The organism is Thiohalobacter sp. IOR34, from assembly GCF_030406045.1.
Classification (GTDB): Bacteria; Pseudomonadota; Gammaproteobacteria; order Thiohalobacterales; family Thiohalobacteraceae.
Map to the genome: position 1 here is coordinate 1,687,161 of NZ_CP128988.1, position 17,284 is coordinate 1,704,444.

At 68.3% G+C, this 17,284-nt stretch carries 17 protein-coding genes; 5 read left to right on the forward strand and 12 right to left on the reverse strand.

Annotated elements, in window-relative coordinates; translation table 11 throughout:
• Positions 1-116 precede the first annotated feature (116 nt).
• Entirely contained in the window at positions 117-1,727 is a 1,611-nt protein-coding gene (locus QVG61_RS07790) for a bifunctional aminoglycoside phosphotransferase/ATP-binding protein (protein ID WP_289930069.1), read from the forward strand.
• Here QVG61_RS07790 and QVG61_RS07795 read toward each other — a convergent pair.
• The 7 genes from QVG61_RS07795 to QVG61_RS07825 all read right to left on the reverse strand — a co-directional run bounded on the left by QVG61_RS07795 (position 1,710) and on the right by QVG61_RS07825 (position 7,653).
• Positions 1,710-3,008, reverse strand: coding sequence for a Ni/Fe hydrogenase subunit alpha (locus QVG61_RS07795; protein WP_289930070.1), 1,299 nt, complete (start codon positions 3,006-3,008; stop codon positions 1,710-1,712). The two genes, QVG61_RS07790 and QVG61_RS07795, sit on opposite strands and share 18 nt — an antisense overlap.
• Positions 3,005-3,793 (reverse strand): sulfhydrogenase subunit delta, encoded by a 789-nt coding sequence (locus tag QVG61_RS07800; protein WP_289930071.1) that lies wholly within the window; start codon positions 3,791-3,793, stop codon positions 3,005-3,007. Before QVG61_RS07800 ends, QVG61_RS07795 begins: the two co-directional genes overlap by 4 nt.
• Before the next feature lie 4 nt (positions 3,794-3,797).
• Positions 3,798-4,631 carry an FAD/NAD(P)-binding protein gene (locus tag QVG61_RS07805; RefSeq protein ID WP_289930072.1) on the reverse strand — a complete coding sequence of 278 codons (834 nt, stop codon included), beginning with the start codon at positions 4,629-4,631 and terminating at the stop codon, positions 3,798-3,800.
• Positions 4,624-5,745, reverse strand: coding sequence for a 4Fe-4S dicluster domain-containing protein (locus tag QVG61_RS07810; RefSeq protein ID WP_289930073.1), 1,122 nt, complete (start codon positions 5,743-5,745; stop codon positions 4,624-4,626). Before QVG61_RS07810 ends, QVG61_RS07805 begins: the two co-directional genes overlap by 8 nt.
• A gap of 8 nt (positions 5,746-5,753) precedes the next feature.
• Complete coding sequence (locus tag QVG61_RS07815) at positions 5,754-6,329, reverse strand: HupE/UreJ family protein (RefSeq protein WP_289930074.1); 576 nt, start codon at positions 6,327-6,329, stop codon at positions 5,754-5,756.
• 84 nt (positions 6,330-6,413) lie between these two features.
• Complete coding sequence (mrtJ, locus tag QVG61_RS07820; protein WP_289930075.1) at positions 6,414-6,866, reverse strand: JDVT-CTERM system glutamic-type intramembrane protease; 453 nt, start codon at positions 6,864-6,866, stop codon at positions 6,414-6,416.
• Positions 6,856-7,653, reverse strand: coding sequence for a hypothetical protein (locus QVG61_RS07825; protein ID WP_289930076.1), 798 nt, complete (start codon positions 7,651-7,653; stop codon positions 6,856-6,858). The genes mrtJ and QVG61_RS07825 overlap by 11 nt, the downstream gene beginning before the upstream one ends.
• A gap of 471 nt (positions 7,654-8,124) precedes the next feature.
• Between QVG61_RS07825 and galE the strand changes: the two genes are divergently transcribed.
• The gene (gene galE / locus QVG61_RS07830) at positions 8,125-9,126 is read left to right on the forward strand and encodes a UDP-glucose 4-epimerase GalE (protein WP_289932745.1); all 1,002 of its coding nucleotides are present in this window, start codon (positions 8,125-8,127) and stop codon (positions 9,124-9,126) included.
• 255 nt (positions 9,127-9,381) lie between these two features.
• Here the strand turns inward: galE and QVG61_RS07835 are convergent, their stop codons facing one another.
• The 5 genes from QVG61_RS07835 to QVG61_RS07855 all read right to left on the reverse strand — a co-directional run bounded on the left by QVG61_RS07835 (position 9,382) and on the right by QVG61_RS07855 (position 13,446).
• Positions 9,382-10,470: a nucleotidyltransferase family protein gene (locus QVG61_RS07835; RefSeq protein ID WP_289930077.1), complete on the reverse strand. Its 1,089-nt coding sequence runs from the start codon at positions 10,468-10,470 to the stop codon at positions 9,382-9,384.
• On the reverse strand, positions 10,467-11,396 hold the full coding sequence (locus QVG61_RS07840) for an HprK-related kinase A (RefSeq protein WP_289930078.1): 930 nt from the start codon (positions 11,394-11,396) through the stop codon (positions 10,467-10,469). The genes QVG61_RS07835 and QVG61_RS07840 overlap by 4 nt, the downstream gene beginning before the upstream one ends.
• Positions 11,393-11,638, reverse strand: coding sequence for an HPr-rel-A system PqqD family peptide chaperone (locus QVG61_RS07845; RefSeq protein ID WP_289930079.1), 246 nt, complete (start codon positions 11,636-11,638; stop codon positions 11,393-11,395). The genes QVG61_RS07840 and QVG61_RS07845 overlap by 4 nt, the downstream gene beginning before the upstream one ends.
• A 93-nt stretch (positions 11,639-11,731) precedes the next feature.
• On the reverse strand, positions 11,732-12,379 hold the full coding sequence (locus QVG61_RS07850) for a hypothetical protein (RefSeq protein ID WP_289930080.1): 648 nt from the start codon (positions 12,377-12,379) through the stop codon (positions 11,732-11,734).
• Positions 12,380-12,663: 284 nt separating this feature from the next.
• The gene (locus QVG61_RS07855; protein ID WP_289930081.1) at positions 12,664-13,446 is read right to left on the reverse strand and encodes a serine protease; all 783 of its coding nucleotides are present in this window, start codon (positions 13,444-13,446) and stop codon (positions 12,664-12,666) included.
• Between the two features lie 131 nt (positions 13,447-13,577).
• Here QVG61_RS07855 and QVG61_RS07860 point away from each other — a divergent pair, with 131 nt between their 5' ends.
• Genes QVG61_RS07860 through QVG61_RS07870 form a run of 3 tightly spaced genes read left to right on the forward strand, consistent with a single transcriptional unit; the run spans position 13,578 to position 17,277 of the window.
• Complete coding sequence (locus QVG61_RS07860) at positions 13,578-14,729, forward strand: hypothetical protein (RefSeq protein ID WP_289930082.1); 1,152 nt, start codon at positions 13,578-13,580, stop codon at positions 14,727-14,729.
• Entirely contained in the window at positions 14,726-15,928 is a 1,203-nt protein-coding gene (locus tag QVG61_RS07865; RefSeq protein ID WP_289930083.1) for a hypothetical protein, read from the forward strand. Before QVG61_RS07860 ends, QVG61_RS07865 begins: the two co-directional genes overlap by 4 nt.
• Positions 15,925-17,277 carry a hypothetical protein gene (locus tag QVG61_RS07870; RefSeq protein WP_289930085.1) on the forward strand — a complete coding sequence of 451 codons (1,353 nt, stop codon included), beginning with the start codon at positions 15,925-15,927 and terminating at the stop codon, positions 17,275-17,277. The genes QVG61_RS07865 and QVG61_RS07870 overlap by 4 nt, the downstream gene beginning before the upstream one ends.
• Positions 17,278-17,284 lie beyond the last annotated feature (7 nt).

Here is a 17,284-nt window from a genome sequence, read left to right on the forward strand (position 1 = left end):
TCATATTCCGGATAATTATCATGGTTGGCGGGAAGAGAAAACAAGAAGCGTCATATCGGCGGCCGTGCTGGGGGGTTCGGGGTGCCGTTAGCGCGTGCCATGAAGGTATGTCTCAGATGGGCAAACACAGTGCCTGCCACCTTGCCGAACGCCTGCAGTCCGCCGACCGCTTTCCCCATGCGGTGGAGCGTTTCGAGCTGATCGAGACCCACATCTCCTGTCTGCTGCTGACCGGCGAGATCGCCTACAAGATCAAGAAAGCCGTCGATCTCGGCTTCCTCGACTTCAGTACACTTGAGAAACGCCACTTCTACTGCCAGGAGGAACTGCGCCTGAACCGGCGGCTGGCACCGGAGCTGTACCTCGAGGTGGTCGGCATCCATGGCAGCGAGGACGACCCCAGCCTGCTGGGTGACGGCGAGGCAGTGGAATATGCCGTCAAGATGCGCCAGTTCCCGCAGGCGGCACGCCTCGACCGCGTCACCGCGCGCGGCGAACTGCAGCCGACCCATATCGACCGTCTGGCTCGCGACATCGCCACCTTTCACCAGCAGCTCCCGGTCGCCGGCACCGACACCGTCTTCGGCTCCGCGGAGGTACTGCAGCAGCAGATGCGCCAGAACTTCGAACAGATCCGCCGCCACTGCGATCTGACCACGGTGATCGATGCCTGCCGCCATATCCAGGCCTGGAGCGAACACAGCTTCAGTCTGCACCTGGAGGAATTCGAGCAACGCCGCCACGAGGGGTGGATCCGCGAGTGCCACGGCGACATGCACCTCGCCAACATGGTGCTGCTGAACGAACGGCCACTGATCTTCGACTGCATCGAATTCTCCGAGGAACTGCGCTGGATCGACACCATGAGCGAGGCCGCCTTTCTCTACATGGATCTCGACTACCACGACCAGAACCGGCTGGCACGGCGTTTCCTCAACCAGTACCTGGCCTGGAGCAGCGACTACATGGGGCTGTCGCTGCTCAAATACTATCTGGTCTACCGGGCCATGGTGCGGGCCAAGGTCGAGGCCATCCAGTGGCAGCAGAACCGCGACGATCCGGCCCGCGCCGAGCCCCACCGCAAGGCCCTGGAAGGCCACCTGCGGCTGGCGGTCACCTATACCCGGGAGACCGCGGCCCCGCCGATCATCATCCTCCACGGCTATTCCGGGGCCGGCAAGAGCCGGCTGGCAGAACAGCTGGCCGAGTCCTGCGGCGCCATCCACATCCGTTCCGACGTCGAGCGCAAGCACCTGCTCGGCCTGCCGCCTGATGCCGACACCCGCTCCGAGCTGGAACAGGGCGCCTATACCGAGACGCGGACCCGCCAGACCTATCAGCGCCTGCTGGCGCTGGCCTATGGCATCATCGACGCCGGCCTGCCGGTGATCGTCGACGCCACCTTCCTCAAGCGGGAACAGCGGGCCGCCTTCCTGCGTCTGGCCACCGTCGCCGCGGCGCCCTTCGTGATCCTCGACGTCCACGCCCGGCCGGAAACCCTGCGTGAGCGCATCCGCCGGCGTGCCGCCGAAGGCAGGGATCCCTCCGAAGCCGGCCTCGAGGTGCTGGCGCATCAACTGCAGGGCGCCGAGCCGCTGGCCGAGGAGGAGAAAGACTACGTGGTGGAGGTGGACACCGACCAGCCGCTGGAGATCGAGACCATTACCCGGCGCATCCTGCAGACCAAGCACGTCCCCAACCGCAACGCCCTATTCTCGGCGCACTGACAGCCGCAGGAAGTGGGTGGCGCAGGAGATGCAGGGGTCGTAGTTGCGGATCACCATCTCGCCGCGTTGCCGCAGTTCCGCATCCTCCCGCTCCAGGCCGTAGGTCGTCAGCGCCTGGCGCAGGTCGGCCTCGATGCGCGCCTGGTTCTGGCTGGTCGGTGGCACGATGCGCGCCGTCTCCACCCGTCCCTCGGCATCCAGCCGGTAGCGGTGCCAGAGCACACCGCGCGGCGCCTCGCTGGCGGCCACCGCCGTCCCTGGCCCCGGGGGCAGCGGCGTACAGGGGCGTTCCGGCCGCCGGTAGTCGCGCAGCAGGCGCTCAGCCTCATCCACCGCCAGCCAGATCTCGGCAGCACGGGCAATGATGCTGTGATACATGTTGCGGCTGGGGAAGACCACGCCGAGCCGCTCAAGCCGCTCGCCGAGCGCCACCGGCAGCTGCCGGTGATTGAGATTGATGCGCGCCAGCGGGCCAACCAGATAGGGCCGGCCGTGGAGCAGGGCATGGAAGGCCGTTGAATAGGGCAGCTGGCGTTCCTCGACATGGTGCTCGAAGGCCTCGGCGTCGAATTCCAGGCCCTCGCTACTGACCAGCCGGCCGCTGTACATCGGGTATTCCTCGGCATGGCGCAACGCCAGGCAGACGAAATCCTGGGCATCGTCCGGCAGGGGCAGGGCCGTCACCCATTCCAGCAGCGCCTCCGCATCCTCCCGCGCCGCCGCCAGGCGGGTTCGCATCCCCTCCACCTCGTCGACCTCCGGTGCCCGCTGGAAACCGCCCACGCAGACCCCCACCGGGTGCACCGAGCGGCCACCGAACAGGCGGATGAGGTCGTTGCCCAGGGCCTGAAGACGCAGCCCCCGGCGCACCGCCTGGGGATGCTCGCGGGCCAGGGCGGTCACATCGTTGAAGCCGAGGAAGTCCGGTGCCGCCAGCAGATGGATGTGCAGCGCATGGCTCTGCAGCCATTCGCCACAGTAGAACACCCGCCGCATGGCAGACAGCCAGGGGCCGGGCTCGAAACCAAGCGCCGCCTCGAAGGCCTGCACCGCGGTCAGCTGGTAGGCCACCGGGCAGATGCCGCAGATGCGCGCCACCATGTCCAGCACCTGGGCCGGTTCGCGGCCCTCGAGGAATTTCTCGAACAGACGCGGTGGCTCGTAGATGCGCAGTTTGAGGTCCCGCAGCACCCCGTCGGCGATGTGCAGCTCCAGCGCACCCTCGCCCTCCACCCGGGTCAGCACCGGCACCTGGATGTCGATCTGGCGCCGCTCGCTCACGACCGTCCCTTCCAGTCACGGCCGGCGCCGAGCCAGGGTTCCGCCTGGCTGTTGATGGCCAGGAAGCGGTCGGCGATCTGCGCCGGGCGCAGGCCGAGACCAGCCAGTCGCCGGCCCAGGCCCGCGGGATTGGCGTTCTCCGCCGGCCCGAAGCAGCCGTAGCAGTCGCGGCCGAAGGCCGGACAGATGGCGCCGCAACCGCTGCGGGTCACCGGTCCCAGGCAGGGTGCACCGCGGCTCACCAGGGTGCACACCCGGCCACGCCGCTTGCAGTCGAGGCAGAGGGCGTCACGCTCCTGGCGCGGACTTACCCCGGCCAGCAGGTCGTCGAGCGCGGCCAGCAGCTGGCGGGTACTGATCGGACAGCCCCAGAGCTCGAGATCGACATGCACCTCCTCCGCCAGTGGCCGCACCCGATCCAGGGTGGCGATATAGTCCGGCCGCGCATAGACCGCCCCCAGCCAGTCGGCGCCGGCCAGGTTGCGCAGCGCCTGCAGGCCGCCGGCGGTGGCACAGGCGCCGATGCTGACCAGATGGCGGCTGCGGGCGCGGATGCCCCGCAGCCGCTCGACGTCGGCCGGCACCGACAGGCTGCCCTCGACGAAGGCGATGTCGACCTCCGCCGTCTCGTCCAGCATGCCGGCCTCGGCGAAGTGCACGATCTCGACCCGTTCGGCCAGGGCCAGCAGCCCCTCCCCCAGGTTGAGAAAAGCCAGCTGGCAGCCATCGCAGGAGCTGAACTTGTGCACCGCGATGCGCGGCCGCGCTTCACCCTCTCTGTCCATGTGCTCAGTACCCCTTGAGTCCCAGCCGCTCGCGGATGCGCGGGTAGGCGAACACCGGACCGTCGCGGCAGACGAAGTCCGAGCCGTGCTGGCAGTGGCCGCAGAGGCCGACCGCACACTGCATGTTGCGCTCCATGCTCAGCCAGATGGCGGCCTCGTCCATGCCCGCCTCCAGCAGACGCTGCACGCTGGCCACCATCATCGGCTCCGGCCCGCAGAGCAGGGCCGCCGCCGTGGACAGCTCCAGCTCGACCCGGGACAGCAGTTCGGTGACCAGGCCGACATGCCAGCGCCAGCCGGGCCCGGCCACGTCCGCGGCCAGCAGCACCTGCACCTCCGGTTCCTGCATCCAGGCCTCGTAGCGTTCGCGCCAGATCAGGTCGTCCATGTGCTTCACCCCCTGCAGGATGCACAGCCGGCCGTAGCGCGAACGCCGTCGCAGGATGTAGTGGACGACCGAGACCAGCGGCGCACAACCGAGGCCACCGGTGAGCAGCAGGATGTCGCGGCCCTCGAGGGCCTCCAGCGGCCAGCCGCGACCGTAGGGACCGCGCAGCCCCAGCCGGTCGCCCGGCCGCAACCGGGCCAGTCCGCGCGTCACCCGCCCCACGGCGCGGATGGTGTGCACGAACTCGGCCCGCTCGCCGGGATCGGAGACGATGGAGATCGGCACCTCGCCCACGCCGTACAGGTAGAGCATGTTGAACTGGCCAGGCTGGAAGCGGAAGGCCTCCTGCGCCGTCGCTTCGTACAGCCGCAGGCCGAGGGAGAAGACGCTGGGCGATTCCTGGCGGCGGCTGACCACCTCGGCGACGCGGGGCGTGTGCAGCTCAGGCATCTTCCGCCTCCCCGAGCAGCACCGCCAGTTCCTCGGTGGGATCGATGCCGGCCGGACACCAGCTGATACAGCGGCCGCAGCCGACGCAGCCGCTGCGCCCGTACTGGGCATGCCAGGCATCGAACTTGTGGGTCAGCCACTGCCGGTAACGCAGCCGGGTCTCGGCGCGCAGGGTGATGCCGTGGATATAGCTGTGCCCCTCGCTGAAGCAGGAGTCCCATTCCCGCAGCTGCTCGCTGACCTCGCCGTCCGCGGTACGTTGCGCATGGTTGGCGGAACAGAAACAGCTCGGGCAGACCGCGGTGCAGTTGCCGCAGGAGAGGCAGCGTTCAGCCACCTGGCGCCAGTGTGGATGATCGTGGCGTTCGAACAGCCGGCCGGCGAGCGATCCGGGTGGCAGCCGCCGCGGCCCCGGGGTGGCGGCCTCGCGGCGCTGACGCTGCAGGTCGGCGAACTGGGCATCGGACAGGGGTCGCAACGGCAGGCCAGCGGCGATTCGCTGCCCCTCGGCGCTGCCCGCCTGCAGCACGAAGCCCTCGTCCAGTTCATCGAGCAGCAGATCATGCCCCCCGGTCACCAGGGGACCGTCGCCGGTGGCCTGGCAGAAGCAGGTGGCCGCCGGATGGCTGCAGTTGACCGCGATCAGCAGCAGCGCCCTGCGCCGCGCGGCATAGTGGGGGTCGCTCCGTCCCTCGGCCAGGAAGTGCTGATCCTGCAGCGCCAGGGCCGCCAGGTCGCAGGCCCGCACGCCGATCACCGCCAGGGGCTCGACCGAGGCCGTCACGCTCTCGAAGCGCAGCGCACCACCCGCCCCCCGCACCGCCCGCCACAGGACCTCCTGCGGCCGGAACAGCAGGGGCTTCAGCGCCTGGGGGCCGTTGGCCCAGGCGAAACAGCGCGCGTCCCCTGTCTGCCGCAGCCGGTACTGTCCCGGCCCCTGGCGATCCCGCACCCCACGGGGCAGATCCTGCGCCCCCCCCATGGGTTCGTAGACGATGGCCCCGTCGCGCACCCTGGGACCGAGGCAGCGGTAACCCGCGGCCTCCAGCGCCCGGATCAGGCTGTCGAGGGCAGCGCGCGGCAGGAAGCCGGCGCTGGATGCGGAACTGGCCACGGCAGCCGTCAAGCGGCCCCCAGACCCAGACCGGCCAGGAGCAGGACCGCGGCGCTGCAACGGCGCAACAGGACCTCGCAACCCCGCTCACGGCTCATCACCGCCAGCCGGGCGCCAAACAGCATGACCAGGCCCCCGCTGAACAGGAAGCCGAGGCTGAAGTCCAGCCAGGCGACAGCAGGTGGCAGCTCCAGCCCATGGGCATGGCCGTGCAGCAGGGCGAAGCCCGCCGCCAGCGGCAGGCCGCGAGAGGCCGGCAACCGCCAGGGCCGCAGCAGCAGCAGGGCCAGAATGAACAGGGTTGCCAGTATCCCGTTCTCGACCTGCGGCAGGCCCAGCCCCCTGCCCGCCAGGACCAGGCCGGCCAGCATGCCGCCCAGGGCCGCCAGCGGCAGCAGCCGGTAGCCGCCACCCTTCTGCCAGCCCCACCAGAGGCCGATCGCGGTCAGGGCCAGCAGGTGATCGACTCCGGTCAGCGGATGCAGGAAGCCGACCGCGAGGATCCCGGACGTGGGTGGATGAGCCGCGGCCACGGGTGCCAGGACGGCGAGGACGAGCGCAGTGATCGTTCGGCTGACGGCCATGTAGCCGGTTCCCCCTGTGACGTGCAACCCATCTGCAAGTATCGATACCGGCCGGGCCAGGTCAAGCAGCGGGCCTGACCTGGATCAGGCCGCCGGGCTGAACAGCCAGAAATAGCCCAGATTGTAGTAGGCGTGCAGGGCGATGGGGATTCGCAGCCGGCCGTCCCGTTCGCGGAAATGACCGAACACCAGCGAGGGCAGCAGCACCGCGGCGGCAGCCGCCGGCGGATGGTTGACGAGATGCAGCAGACTGAACAACAGGCTGGTGAGCAGGTTGGCCACGCTGAGGCCCAGCACTGGCCGCTGACCGAAGGACCGGCGCAGCAGCTCGCCCTGCAGCCAGCCGCGGAAGATCAGCTCTTCCAGCAGCGGGTAGACCAGGCCCAGCAGCAGGGCATCCTGCGGCCGGTGCAGCGGCCACAGCCAGTCGGCTTGCGGCCGGGCATAGAGATAGAGGCCAAGCCAGACCAGCGGCCCCGCGGCAAACGCCAGCCACAGCAGGGGATCACGCCGGGGACTGTAGGGCTCAGGGTTCAAGCGTGATCAGCACCTCGCCGGTGCGGACATCGCGCAGCTCGACGTGCTCGGCATCGAAGCGCCGTTCCGGGACCCGCAGGCTGCCGCTCACCAGGTAGTAGAGATCCCGCTCCCGCCGTTTGAGACGCCGCGCCTTGTCGACCGGGATGTAGGCATGGAAGGTCACGTCCTCGATGCTGAAGACCCCCTCCTCACGGTGCCAGCCGAAGTCATCGCCGCGCTGGTAGTAGGTCATACAGCCGCGCCAGGAATCGGCGCGGTAGGGCTCGACCCGGCTGAAGTAGGCCGGATCGAAACTCACCCGACGCAGCCTGCACTCCTTGTAGACGCTGGCCCGCGGCGTCGGGTCGTCCACGTGCCACTTGTCACGCGGCAGCTTGACCAGCAGCTTGGGGAAGTCGTCCCAGACCAGGGCGTCGTAGCGGATGCGGTAGGTCCTGGCCTGGGGCAGCTCGAAACTGAAACGCTGGGCATCGGCATCGTAGCTGAGAAACACCGGCGCCTTGAACCGGGCCGGTTCGAGACGCTCCCGGCCGTCGCAGCCGGCGCGCAGCCGTTCCACCCGGCGCCGGTACTCCTCGCGGGTCTCGTACTCGCCCCGCACCGGCTTGAACTCCCGGCGCGCCTGGCAGCGTTCGTAGTCCTCGAGGTAGCGCTGGAAGGGCTGCGCCTCGCGCTCGCCCACCGCGATCGGCGGATCCCCCGCCTGCAACAGGGCCGGTGCAAGGAACACGGTCAGCAGCAGCCCCCTCTTGATCAGCGACGCTCCCCTCCCCTGCTCGGTCACACCAGATCCTCCCTTGGACGCATTTTTACGCTGTAATTCAGATATTAACCCGGCAACCAAATAGGTTGTGTTCAGGGCTTCAGGCCTGTTCCGGAACAAGGCGCGGCCCGCCGGCAAGGGTCGCTCTCCTTGCCAAGGACCGCAACGCCGTAGCGGGACAGGCCTGAAGCCCCGGTCATTATGATTCAACAGGTCCGGCCGCCGGGTAGCCGTCTGCGGACGGCGTTATCGAACCTTGCCGTAGGAATGCTACGGCGGCGTTTCGATGCCTTGCCGCAGACGGCTACCCGGCGGCTGAACACAACCTATTTGGTTGCCGGGTTAATAACTTACGACCAGCGGCCATTCTATGCCGCGCCCCCGTCCACTGCAATCGGCCACCGCCGCTGGTATGCTGGAAACCGAATGAAAGCTCTGGCGGCGGTGGCCGCTACAACAAGACATTTCGAGAACCTCATGAGGAGAGAGCGCATGGAACAGGGGGCCATCCTGGTCACGGGCGGCGCCGGCTATATCGGCAGCCACGTGGTACGACAACTGACCGCGGCGGGGGAACGGGTGGTGGTGCTCGACAACCTGTCGACCGGCTTCGCCGAGGCGGTGGGCAACGCCGAGCTGGTGGTCGGTGACACCGGTGACCAGGCCCTGGTCTCGCGCCTGCTCGCCAGCCACGGCATCGACTCGGTGCTGCACTTCGCGGCGCATACCGTGGTGCCGGAGTCGGTCAGCAACCCCCTCAAGTACTACGGCAACAACACCTGCCACACCCGCAACCTGCTGGCCTGCTGCCAGGAGGCCGGGGTGCGGCACTTCATCTTCTCCTCCACCGCTGCGGTGTACGGCATCCCCGAGGGGGATGCCTGTACCGAGGACAGCCCCAATGCGCCGATCAACGCCTATGGCACCTCCAAGCTGATGAGCGAATGGATGCTGCGCGACCTGTCGGCCGCCAGCGGCCTGCGTCACGTGGCGCTGCGCTACTTCAACGTCGCCGGCAGCAGTCCGGACGGCAGCATCGGCCAGTCGACGCCCAGGGCCACGCTGCTGATCAAGGTCGCCTGCGAGGTGGCCACCGGCCGGCGCGAGAAGCTGATGATCTTCGGCACCGACTACCCGACGCCGGACGGCACCGGGGTGCGCGACTACATCCACGTCGAGGATCTGGCCGATGCCCACCTCAAGGCCCTGGACTACCTGCGCGGCGGCGGCGAGTCGGTAACCCTCAACTGCGGCTATGGCCACGGCTACAGCGTGCGCGAGGTGGTCGATGCCGTCGAGCGGGTGGCCGGTCACAGGCTCAATGTCGAGGAAGCGCCACGCCGGCCGGGCGATCCGCCGATCCTCATCGCCCGCGCCGACCGCGCCCGCAGCCTGCTCGGCTGGGAACCGAAATACGACGACCTGGACTTCATCGTCAGGACCTCCCTGGAGTGGGAGAAGAAGCTCGCCGCCGGCGAGGTCTACGGCGCCTGAGCGGCCTTAGCCCGGATATTGCACCAAGGCGGCCCCTATAATCGGAGTGCAGACTGACATGCAAGGCCGGGAGGCTCGCAAATGGCTCCTCACGGCGGGGTACAGTTTGCGCCTATTCGATTTCAGGACGCATCTGGCTGCGCATCCTGGCCGATCGCCCTTGAACCCTGGCTACGGCCATGCTTCTGCGGGCGATCGGCCAGGCTGCTTTGCCAGCTCCGCCCTGAGCATCGAATCCTTGGTGCAATATCCGGGTTAGCCCGCCTCGCCACGCAGCGCCTTGCGCGCCAGATGCGGCAGCAGCAGGGGCAGCGGCATGCGCAGATAGTGACCGCGGACATAGAGCAGCCAGCGGGCCAGGCCGCTCCAGCGGTCCCTGCAGCTGTGATGTTCCGGCAGCAGGGCGCGATCGAACAAACTGTCGCGCAACCCCAGACCGAGGGGTGCCGCCTTCTCCAGCTGCAGCCATACCGCGGCCGGCACCGTCACATCCAGCAGCCGCTGCTGGTAGCGCAGGGCGTAATACAGCGGGCGGATCAGGCCGAGCAGGCGCGCGCGTTCCAGCAGACGTTCCCAGAAATCCGCCTCGCCGGCAGTGAAGTGTTCCAGCAGCGCCTGCATGTCCAGCAGATCGCGCAGCCCCTGGCCGAACTCTCCGTCGTTGAACAGGTGGACCGCGCTGTGCAGCAGCATATCGACCGGCTGCAGGACGCGAAGCTCCACCCCGTGCGCCGCCGCACCCAGCGCCAGCCGCCGCGATCCCTCCCAGAGTGCCGCCACCGCCACCGGCCGGCGTGCCGTGTCCGGCACGATGTTGTGATGGACATCGAGCAGGGTGCCGCGGCGGGCATGCTGCAGCGGCGGCAGTTCGTGCATCCAGCTGCGGTAGTAACGCTGGTCATAGGGGTCGGAATGGTTGCTGACATAGCCGGCGAAGAAGAGCGCGCGCTCCACGGCGTCCAGCGACTCGCGCGGCACCAGGATGTCGACATCGGAGAACAGGCGCCCACGGGCGGCCGGCAGCCCGGCCATCAGATAGGCCGTGCCCTTGAGCAGCATGACCGGGATGTCGAGGCCGGCCAGACCGAGCAGGATACGATCGACCTCCCAGCGGATGACATGTGCATGGTGCTCCGCCGCGGCCCGTCCCCAGTCGAGGTGACGCCGTGCCGCGGCGGGTATCTCGACATCCCGCGCCTGCCCGGCGAAGAGATCGGCGAGCCGCGCCAGCAGACCGGCGCGCCGACCCTGGCGGATCAGCAGTTCCCACTGCCCCGGCTCGGCTTCGGCCATACGTGCCGGTTCCTTCAGCACCTCGAGCAGCAGCGGCGGCGCGATCCTCATGCCCGTGCCTCCAGCGCCCCATCGGCGATCAGGCTGTCGAAGGCCACCACCGCCTCGTCCAGGCATCCGTAGCCGAAATCGAGACAGTCAACGGAATCGATCAATGCCTTCGCCCGTTCGAAACCCGTGCCACCGTGCAGGGCGAAGTTGAAGGCGTTGTCGATCAGATGCAGCAGGGTTCGTGCCCGGGAACGCGGCTGGAAGCGGGCCGGCGCCCCCTCAAGGTAGCGGGGGACCACCACGAAGGCGGGCCGGGCCGGCTCGGCCATGCGCCGTACGCTGTCGCGCGGTGGCTGCAGATGGGCCACCGTACCCTTCAGCGTGTCACGGCAGGGCTCGCTGAGCCGGCAGTCGGGGGCAAAGCGGCGAATGACATCGATGGATTCGTTCTTCAGACTGACCGGACGGGGCACCGGATCGATTCGACCGTCGGAGAGACGCAGCAGGGTCAGTTCGTCGGAGAGAAGCCGCCAGCCCCGTTGCACCAGGGCGGCACAGAGGGTGCTCTTGCCGGCACCCGGGGGGCCGGGCAGGATCACTGCCTGCCCCTCGCGTTCGATCACTGCTGCATGCAGGACCAGATGGGTCGCCGTGTGCTGGGCCATGCACCAGTTGAGACCCCATTCCAGTGAAGGATAGGCCTGGCTGCGTGGCAAGGGCTTGAAGGGCGCATGGCCATCGAACAGGAAACGCACCTGGGGCCGCAGCCAGCGGCGAGGCCCCCTGGGCGCGCTGACCGCCACCGGAAAATCCACCCAGTCGTCTTCGCCAAGCAAGGGGTAGTCGACATAGAGCGCCGTCAGGGTCTGCGCCAGCTCCGGCAGTTCACTGTGCAGGCGGACGCCGAACGGCCCGATCGCCAGGGCGAGCCCCTCGCGGCGCAACCGGTGCTCGAGATCGACCGGGTTGAGATCGGAGAGCCTCATGGCACGGGCCGGATCAGGGCATTCTGCTCGAACTTCCAGAGCACCTCGTCGACGTATTCCGCAAGGTTGAAATCCGCCTCGAACTCGAAGCGTTCCCGCAGGCGCTGCACCAGCTGCCCACCACTCAGGGTCTCCTCGCGAAGCATCTGCAGCAGCGTTCCGGGAATCAGCTCGAACAGGTGGGTATCACCGGCCAGCTCGTGGTAGCAGACCCACTCGTCACCGTCGTGAAAGATGCGCAAGGGTATGTCCACCGCTGTCCAGCGGTCGAAGCAATCGCTCCCCGGGACAGCGCCGGCATGCGGCCTGGACGACATGCCTGCACCTCGACCCGGTTATTTGCCCCCACCGCTATTGTTGGCACAACCGGGACCGCTTCCTCCGCTGTCACCGGGATCGAAGCCCAGCGGACAAGAACGCTCGTTGAGCAGGGCAAAGGTGTTCTTCAGCTTCTCGACGTCGGACATGTAGTGGTCGGTGTAGAGATCGATCACGTCCTGGTCGGTGTAGCCGAAATTGAGGCCGCCGGGATTCATGCGGTTGTAGGCACCGTTGAGCAGGGCCGCCACCGTGTGCCGGGCGAGGGCATTGTAGTTGCCGCCCTTCAGGCACAGGGCATCGATCAAGGTGAGGCCCGCCGGCATACCCGGGAAGGCGGGCAGAACATCGGTCCAGAACGTCTTGGGATCGGTGGGGCTGTAGGGGGACATCCAGCTCCCGAAGTGCTGCTGCTGTCGCCAGTAACCCGGGGTACAGCCTTCACAGGTCTCCGTCGGTCCCGAGAGGTTGCCGGACATCATGCCTGACAGGGTGCATCTGGCCCCTGCCAGTGCCGGACGGCTGGCCACGGTGAGCATCACCGGTGCCGTCACCAGGGCCGACTTGACGAAACGACGGCGGCTGCCGGCCGGCCCCTCGGTTGCAGGATCGCTGTCTTGATCGCGGTGTTTCGGCTGCTGGTCGGGTTTCTTCTCGTCCGTCATCGTGGCTCACTTCAGATTGTTTTCGTTCTCAATGCACTGATGGTATCGACAATTCCTGACGAGTCATGTCTCGCCAGCCGCGGCTGCGGGCCGGCGTGACGACTTATTCAGTATAGATGCACAAGCCATGCCCGGAATGGAAAACATATTGTTGTTCAGAAGGATGGTCCCGGTTCTCCGAGCCTCTCGGAAGCACAGGCCGGGCAAGTGTTAAAAAAATTGACACCCGGAGTGCGGGGAGGAGGACAGGCCCCTTTACAGCAGCCACCCACCGCTGTCCGCTCTCAAGGCAAGGCAGACTCCAGCAGGCGACGGGCATGGGCGATGGGAATGGCATAGGCGATGCCGCTGGGGTGGCTCAGCGCCGATTCCTTGGACGCCTTGACGAAAACCATGTTGAGGATGCCCACCACCTCGCCGCTGTCCGGCGAATAGAGGGGACTGCCGCTGTTGCCCGGATAGGCGGTGCCGTCGAGCTGGAAGATGCGGAAGGGATGACGCAGGCGGCGGATCACCGTCGGCGAGAGCTGGCGCGAGGCCAGTGCCGGCAGGGCAATGGGCACGATGGCGGCCAGCATGGCGCGGTGGGTGGCCGGATAGAGTCCCAGCGCAGAACCCAGCGGAAAACCGGTGAACAGGAATTCCTCACCCTCGCGGACCCGGTCCGAGTCGCCGAGGCGGGCCGCCGGCTGGGGACTGCCGCCGAATTCCAGCAGCGCCAGGTCGTGCTCCTTGTCCCTGGCCACCACCCGCGCCTGGCGCACGTCCGCCTCGCTGCCGCTGCCGATGAACACCGCCAGGTATTCCAGGCCCTTCTCGTTCAGCGACTTCGACACCACATGGGCATTGGTCAGCACATGGCGCCCGTCGCCGACCACAAAACCGCTGCCAAGCAGCAGCGCCGGAGGGCGGCGGGTCTTCTCCACGGTCCCGACCCCGACCACACTGGCCTTCAGCCGGGCAACCGTTTCCGGCACACCGCCGATGGCAGGCCCGGCCAGCAGCCACGCCAGCAGCGCCAGCCAGAAGATCCCGCTCCTGTTCTTTCCCGAGGCTCGATGTGACATCCTTCCATCATACCCCCAAGCAGCGCCCGGCCGCGCATCCGGCAGCGCTGAAACAACAACGGGGTGGCCCCCCGCCCGAGCGGTGATAGACTGGTGCCCTTGCAGTGACACGTCTTCGAGGTGCCCTCCAAATGTCATGGAAGAAGCCGCTGCCGGTCCTGCTGCTGATGCTGGCCTGCGGCCGGCCCGGCACCACCCCGGCGGCCACGGCGGCACCGGACTATGCCGCCCTCCCCGCCAACCGCTGGGTGGTGATCCATACCGAAACCGGCCGCTGGCGACGCCAGGAACATGCCGGTGCCGCCTACGACAGCCATCGCGGCACCCTCCTGCTGTTCGGTTCCAACACCCATGGCAAGAACTGGGACAACAGCGTGCGCGAATTCGACCCGCAGCGGCTGCGCTGGACCCGGCACTATCCGCCCTCGCCGCGCGACAGCTACCGTCTCGACGCCGCCGGCCATCCGGTGGCCGGACCCGCGGACAATCCGCGCCCCTGGGCCATGCACAGCTACGACGGCCTGGTCTACGATCCCGGGAGCGACAGCCTGATCGTCGCCGCCGCGGCCAACCATCACCCGCTACGGCGCCGCTTCGAGATCCGCCGCCAGCCGGTATGGCGCTACGACCTGACCAGCCACCGCTGGCAGCCCTTCGACCGCCACCAGGGCAAGATGCCAACCTTCTTCGACGCAGCGACGGCCTACGACAGTTGGCGCCGGCTTCCGCTGCTCTACAAGTTCGGCATCTGGGAACTCGACCGGGGCAGCGAACAGTGGCGCAAGGCGACCGGCAAGCACCACCACAACAGCCACTTCAACCTGGTCTACGACAGCCTGCACCAGGTGTTCGCCGCCTTCGGCAGCGCGCGTCTGACCAACAGCGTCTGGCTCTATCACCCGGGCAAGGCCGCGGGCGAGGCCGGCCGCTGGGAAGAACGCCAACCCGGCGGCGACCCCTGCCCGCCGGACCAGCACATCCCGGTCGCCTTCCATCCCGAACAGGGCGTGTTCGTGCTGGTGGTGGACGACAACCAGGTCTACCGCCGGCCCAACGGCCGGCTGCGCCTGCGGAGCAAGGCGAAGAGCAGCGGCACCTACGTCTATGACCTCGACAGCAACCGTTACCGGCGCCTGCCGCAAGCCGACCTGCCGGCCCAGGGCATGAACTACATGCTGGTCTACGCCAGCCGGCAGAAGGTGCTGCTGCTGGTGACCGGCGACTGGCGGCGTCCGCCCAGCGTGCGCGCCCTGCGCCTCGACCTGGGAGCCCTGCCGGAATGAGACGCCTGTTCTGGATCCTCCTGTTCACGGCCCTCCTCCCCCGGACCCTGACGGCAACAGTCGATAACGAGCGCTGGACGGTCGAGCCCTTCACCGATGCCCTCGGGGGTGGCCCCGCCACCGGGCCGGTCGAACAGGCCGGCGAGGGCGCCTTCCTGCTCTGTGAAAACGGCCGCGACCAGCTGTTCCTGATCAACGGCCAGTTCGTCGACATCGTGGTCGAGGGACAGCGCTACCACCTGGCCGGGACCGGGCATCCGGGAATGCGCGATGGGCCGGCGCCTCTGGCCGAGTTCCGTTTCGGCTTTGCCGGCCACCTCGGTGCCCATGACATCGCCTGCGCCCCCGACGGGACCCTGTTCGTGTTCGACGACGGCAATGCGCGGGTACGGCGCATCCGCCAGACGAACGGTCACTGGCAGGTCGACACCTGGGTCGGCGGCGGCCAGATGCGCCTGGCACCGGGCCAGGCGGCACCACCCGGGCAGGTCCGCCTGCCCAACACCACGGGCATCGCCGTCGCCGGCGACGGCAGCCTCTGGCTCGGCAGCTTCACCGGCTATTACCGGGTCGACCCCGAAGGCCGGCAGATCCGCTTCGTCGCCCGCTGGCCGATCGAGCTGCGCAAGGGCCGCACCCTGCACGTGGTCATGGGCCGTCCGGCAACCGATGGCGGCGTCTATTTTCTCAGCCGTTCACCGGACGTGGTGATCCGCGTCGACCCCGACGGCCAGGCCAGGCATCTCGCGGGACGCATCATCCAGGGCAGAAAACCGATGAACATCGGCGACGGCGAACCGCTTGCAAGCTATTTCGACACGCCTTCCAGCCTTGCCGTAGACCCCAACGGCGAGGCCCTCTATCTATCGGGTGGCGACGAATACGACATCCGCCGCGTCCCTGCCGACGGCCATGGCAGTACCGCCACCCTCGCCCAGAACGGCCGCTGGCAGCGGGCTCGCCTGCACCCCAACCGCAGCCGCGGCGCCGCCCTTTACGACCCGGGCCTGCAGGGCCGGCTCAAGCCGGACGGTCCCCTCGGCGACCTGATGTCCTGCCACCTGCCCGGCTACGACCGACTGGGGCGGCTGTACAGTTTTCTCTATCCCTGGCGCGGGACCACCCAGTATCTGGCGGGGAAGGGGCTACTGGGGGGGCGTCTCTATCGGCTGCGCCGGCTCGAAGCGGATGCGCCATGAGGAAGATGCTGCCCCTCCTCTTCGGGTTGCTGATGGCAACGGCCACCCTGGCCGGGCCGATCGAGAGCGGACCCTTGACCCCCCTCAGCGGCGATGCCGCAGGCGCCGGTTTCCACCCGGATGTCGCCGGCGACGGCCAGGGGGGGTTCCTGGTGGTCTGGCAGCGGGGCGGCAATTACCTGGGCACGGCCGGTGGCGATCTCTTCGCACGGCGAATCGAACTCGACGGCCGTCCCTCCGGGGCGGCACCACGGGTCATCAGCCATGCCCCCGGAAGCCAGGAACGCCCTCGCATCGCCTTCGCCCATGGCCTCTATCTGGTGGTCTGGCAGGATCTGCGCAACGGCCGTGACTGGGACGTCTACGCAGCACGCATCACCCCCGAGGGGCGCAATCTCGATCCGCAGGGCATCCGCATTGCCGGCGGACCCGACAACCAGGCGCTGCCGGTGGTGGCCGCGGCGAACAACGGCTTTCTGATCGTCTGGCAGGATCGTGCCGGCAGCCGTTTCTACCGCCTGGCCTGGGCGGGGGTGAACGGCAAGGGCCAGGTGAGGCCGGGGAAGATCCTCCGCTACCAGGGCCCGGACGCCGGGCTCTGGCAGGGCTACACGCCGGGCTGGGGTTACGGCAAGCTGCCCCTGGATACCGACCGTCCAGCGAGCGGCGAACTGCACGGCGGCCAACCCGAGCTGAGCCGCAGCAAGGACGGCTGGACCCTCGCCTGGGTCGACGAGAGCAACTGGGCGCCCGGTAACCAGGGTGGCATCACCCGCCGCTTCGCCCGGCTGCGCGAGACCGGCGACGGACCCCGGGTCGAGGCCCTGCTGCGCCCGGAGAGCAACGCCATCGGCCGCAGCGGTGGACACTTCGCGCGCGGCCATGGCCGGCTGCTCTATGCCGGCTGGGGGATCCTCAATCGCGGCGTCAGCGTCGCCACGGCGCTACTGCTGGAGGATGGCGGCCTGCAGCCGCTGGCCAACCCCAACCCGGAGCCCCCCCGTTTCGGTGCCGGCTGGAAGCCGGCGCGGGCAATCAGCCTGTTCCAGCCCGGCTTCGGCATCACCGGCAGCGTCGCCACCGCCCCCACCAGGAACGGCTTTCTGGTCGCCGCGGCCGGTGACCCGCGCCTGCCACCTCCACACCGGCTGCGGATCTATGCCAGCCGCCTGGATGCCGAGGGACGGCGCCTCGATCGTCACCCCGACTGGCCGATCCTGCACCAAGGGCAGAGCACACCGGCCAACCCGGCGCTGGCGGCCAGCGGCGACAGCCTGCTGCTGGCCTTCGAACAGGACGATGCCAGCGGCAGCCGCCGGATCTACGCCCGACGGCTGCGGATGAAGTAAGCTGCGG

Excerpts from the sequence above, each read along its gene's own strand:
- QVG61_RS07790 (WP_289930069.1), top strand. The coding sequence starts at position 117 with ATGGGCAAACACAGTGCCTGCCACCTTGCCGAACGCCTGCAGTCCGCC.
- QVG61_RS07800 (WP_289930071.1), bottom strand. The coding sequence starts at position 3,793 with ATGGACAGAGAGGGTGAAGCGCGGCCGCGCATCGCGGTGCACAAGTTC.
- QVG61_RS07805 (WP_289930072.1), bottom strand. The coding sequence starts at position 4,631 with ATGCCTGAGCTGCACACGCCCCGCGTCGCCGAGGTGGTCAGCCGCCGC.
- QVG61_RS07815 (WP_289930074.1), bottom strand. The coding sequence starts at position 6,329 with ATGGCCGTCAGCCGAACGATCACTGCGCTCGTCCTCGCCGTCCTGGCA.
- galE (WP_289932745.1), top strand. The coding sequence starts at position 8,125 with ATGGAACAGGGGGCCATCCTGGTCACGGGCGGCGCCGGCTATATCGGC.
- QVG61_RS07835 (WP_289930077.1), bottom strand. The coding sequence starts at position 10,470 with ATGAGGATCGCGCCGCCGCTGCTGCTCGAGGTGCTGAAGGAACCGGCA.
- QVG61_RS07840 (WP_289930078.1), bottom strand. The coding sequence starts at position 11,396 with ATGAGGCTCTCCGATCTCAACCCGGTCGATCTCGAGCACCGGTTGCGC.
- QVG61_RS07850 (WP_289930080.1), bottom strand. The coding sequence starts at position 12,379 with ATGACGGACGAGAAGAAACCCGACCAGCAGCCGAAACACCGCGATCAA.
- QVG61_RS07855 (WP_289930081.1), bottom strand. The coding sequence starts at position 13,446 with ATGTCACATCGAGCCTCGGGAAAGAACAGGAGCGGGATCTTCTGGCTG.
- QVG61_RS07860 (WP_289930082.1), top strand. The coding sequence starts at position 13,578 with ATGTCATGGAAGAAGCCGCTGCCGGTCCTGCTGCTGATGCTGGCCTGC.
- QVG61_RS07865 (WP_289930083.1), top strand. The coding sequence starts at position 14,726 with ATGAGACGCCTGTTCTGGATCCTCCTGTTCACGGCCCTCCTCCCCCGG.
- QVG61_RS07870 (WP_289930085.1), top strand. The coding sequence starts at position 15,925 with ATGAGGAAGATGCTGCCCCTCCTCTTCGGGTTGCTGATGGCAACGGCC.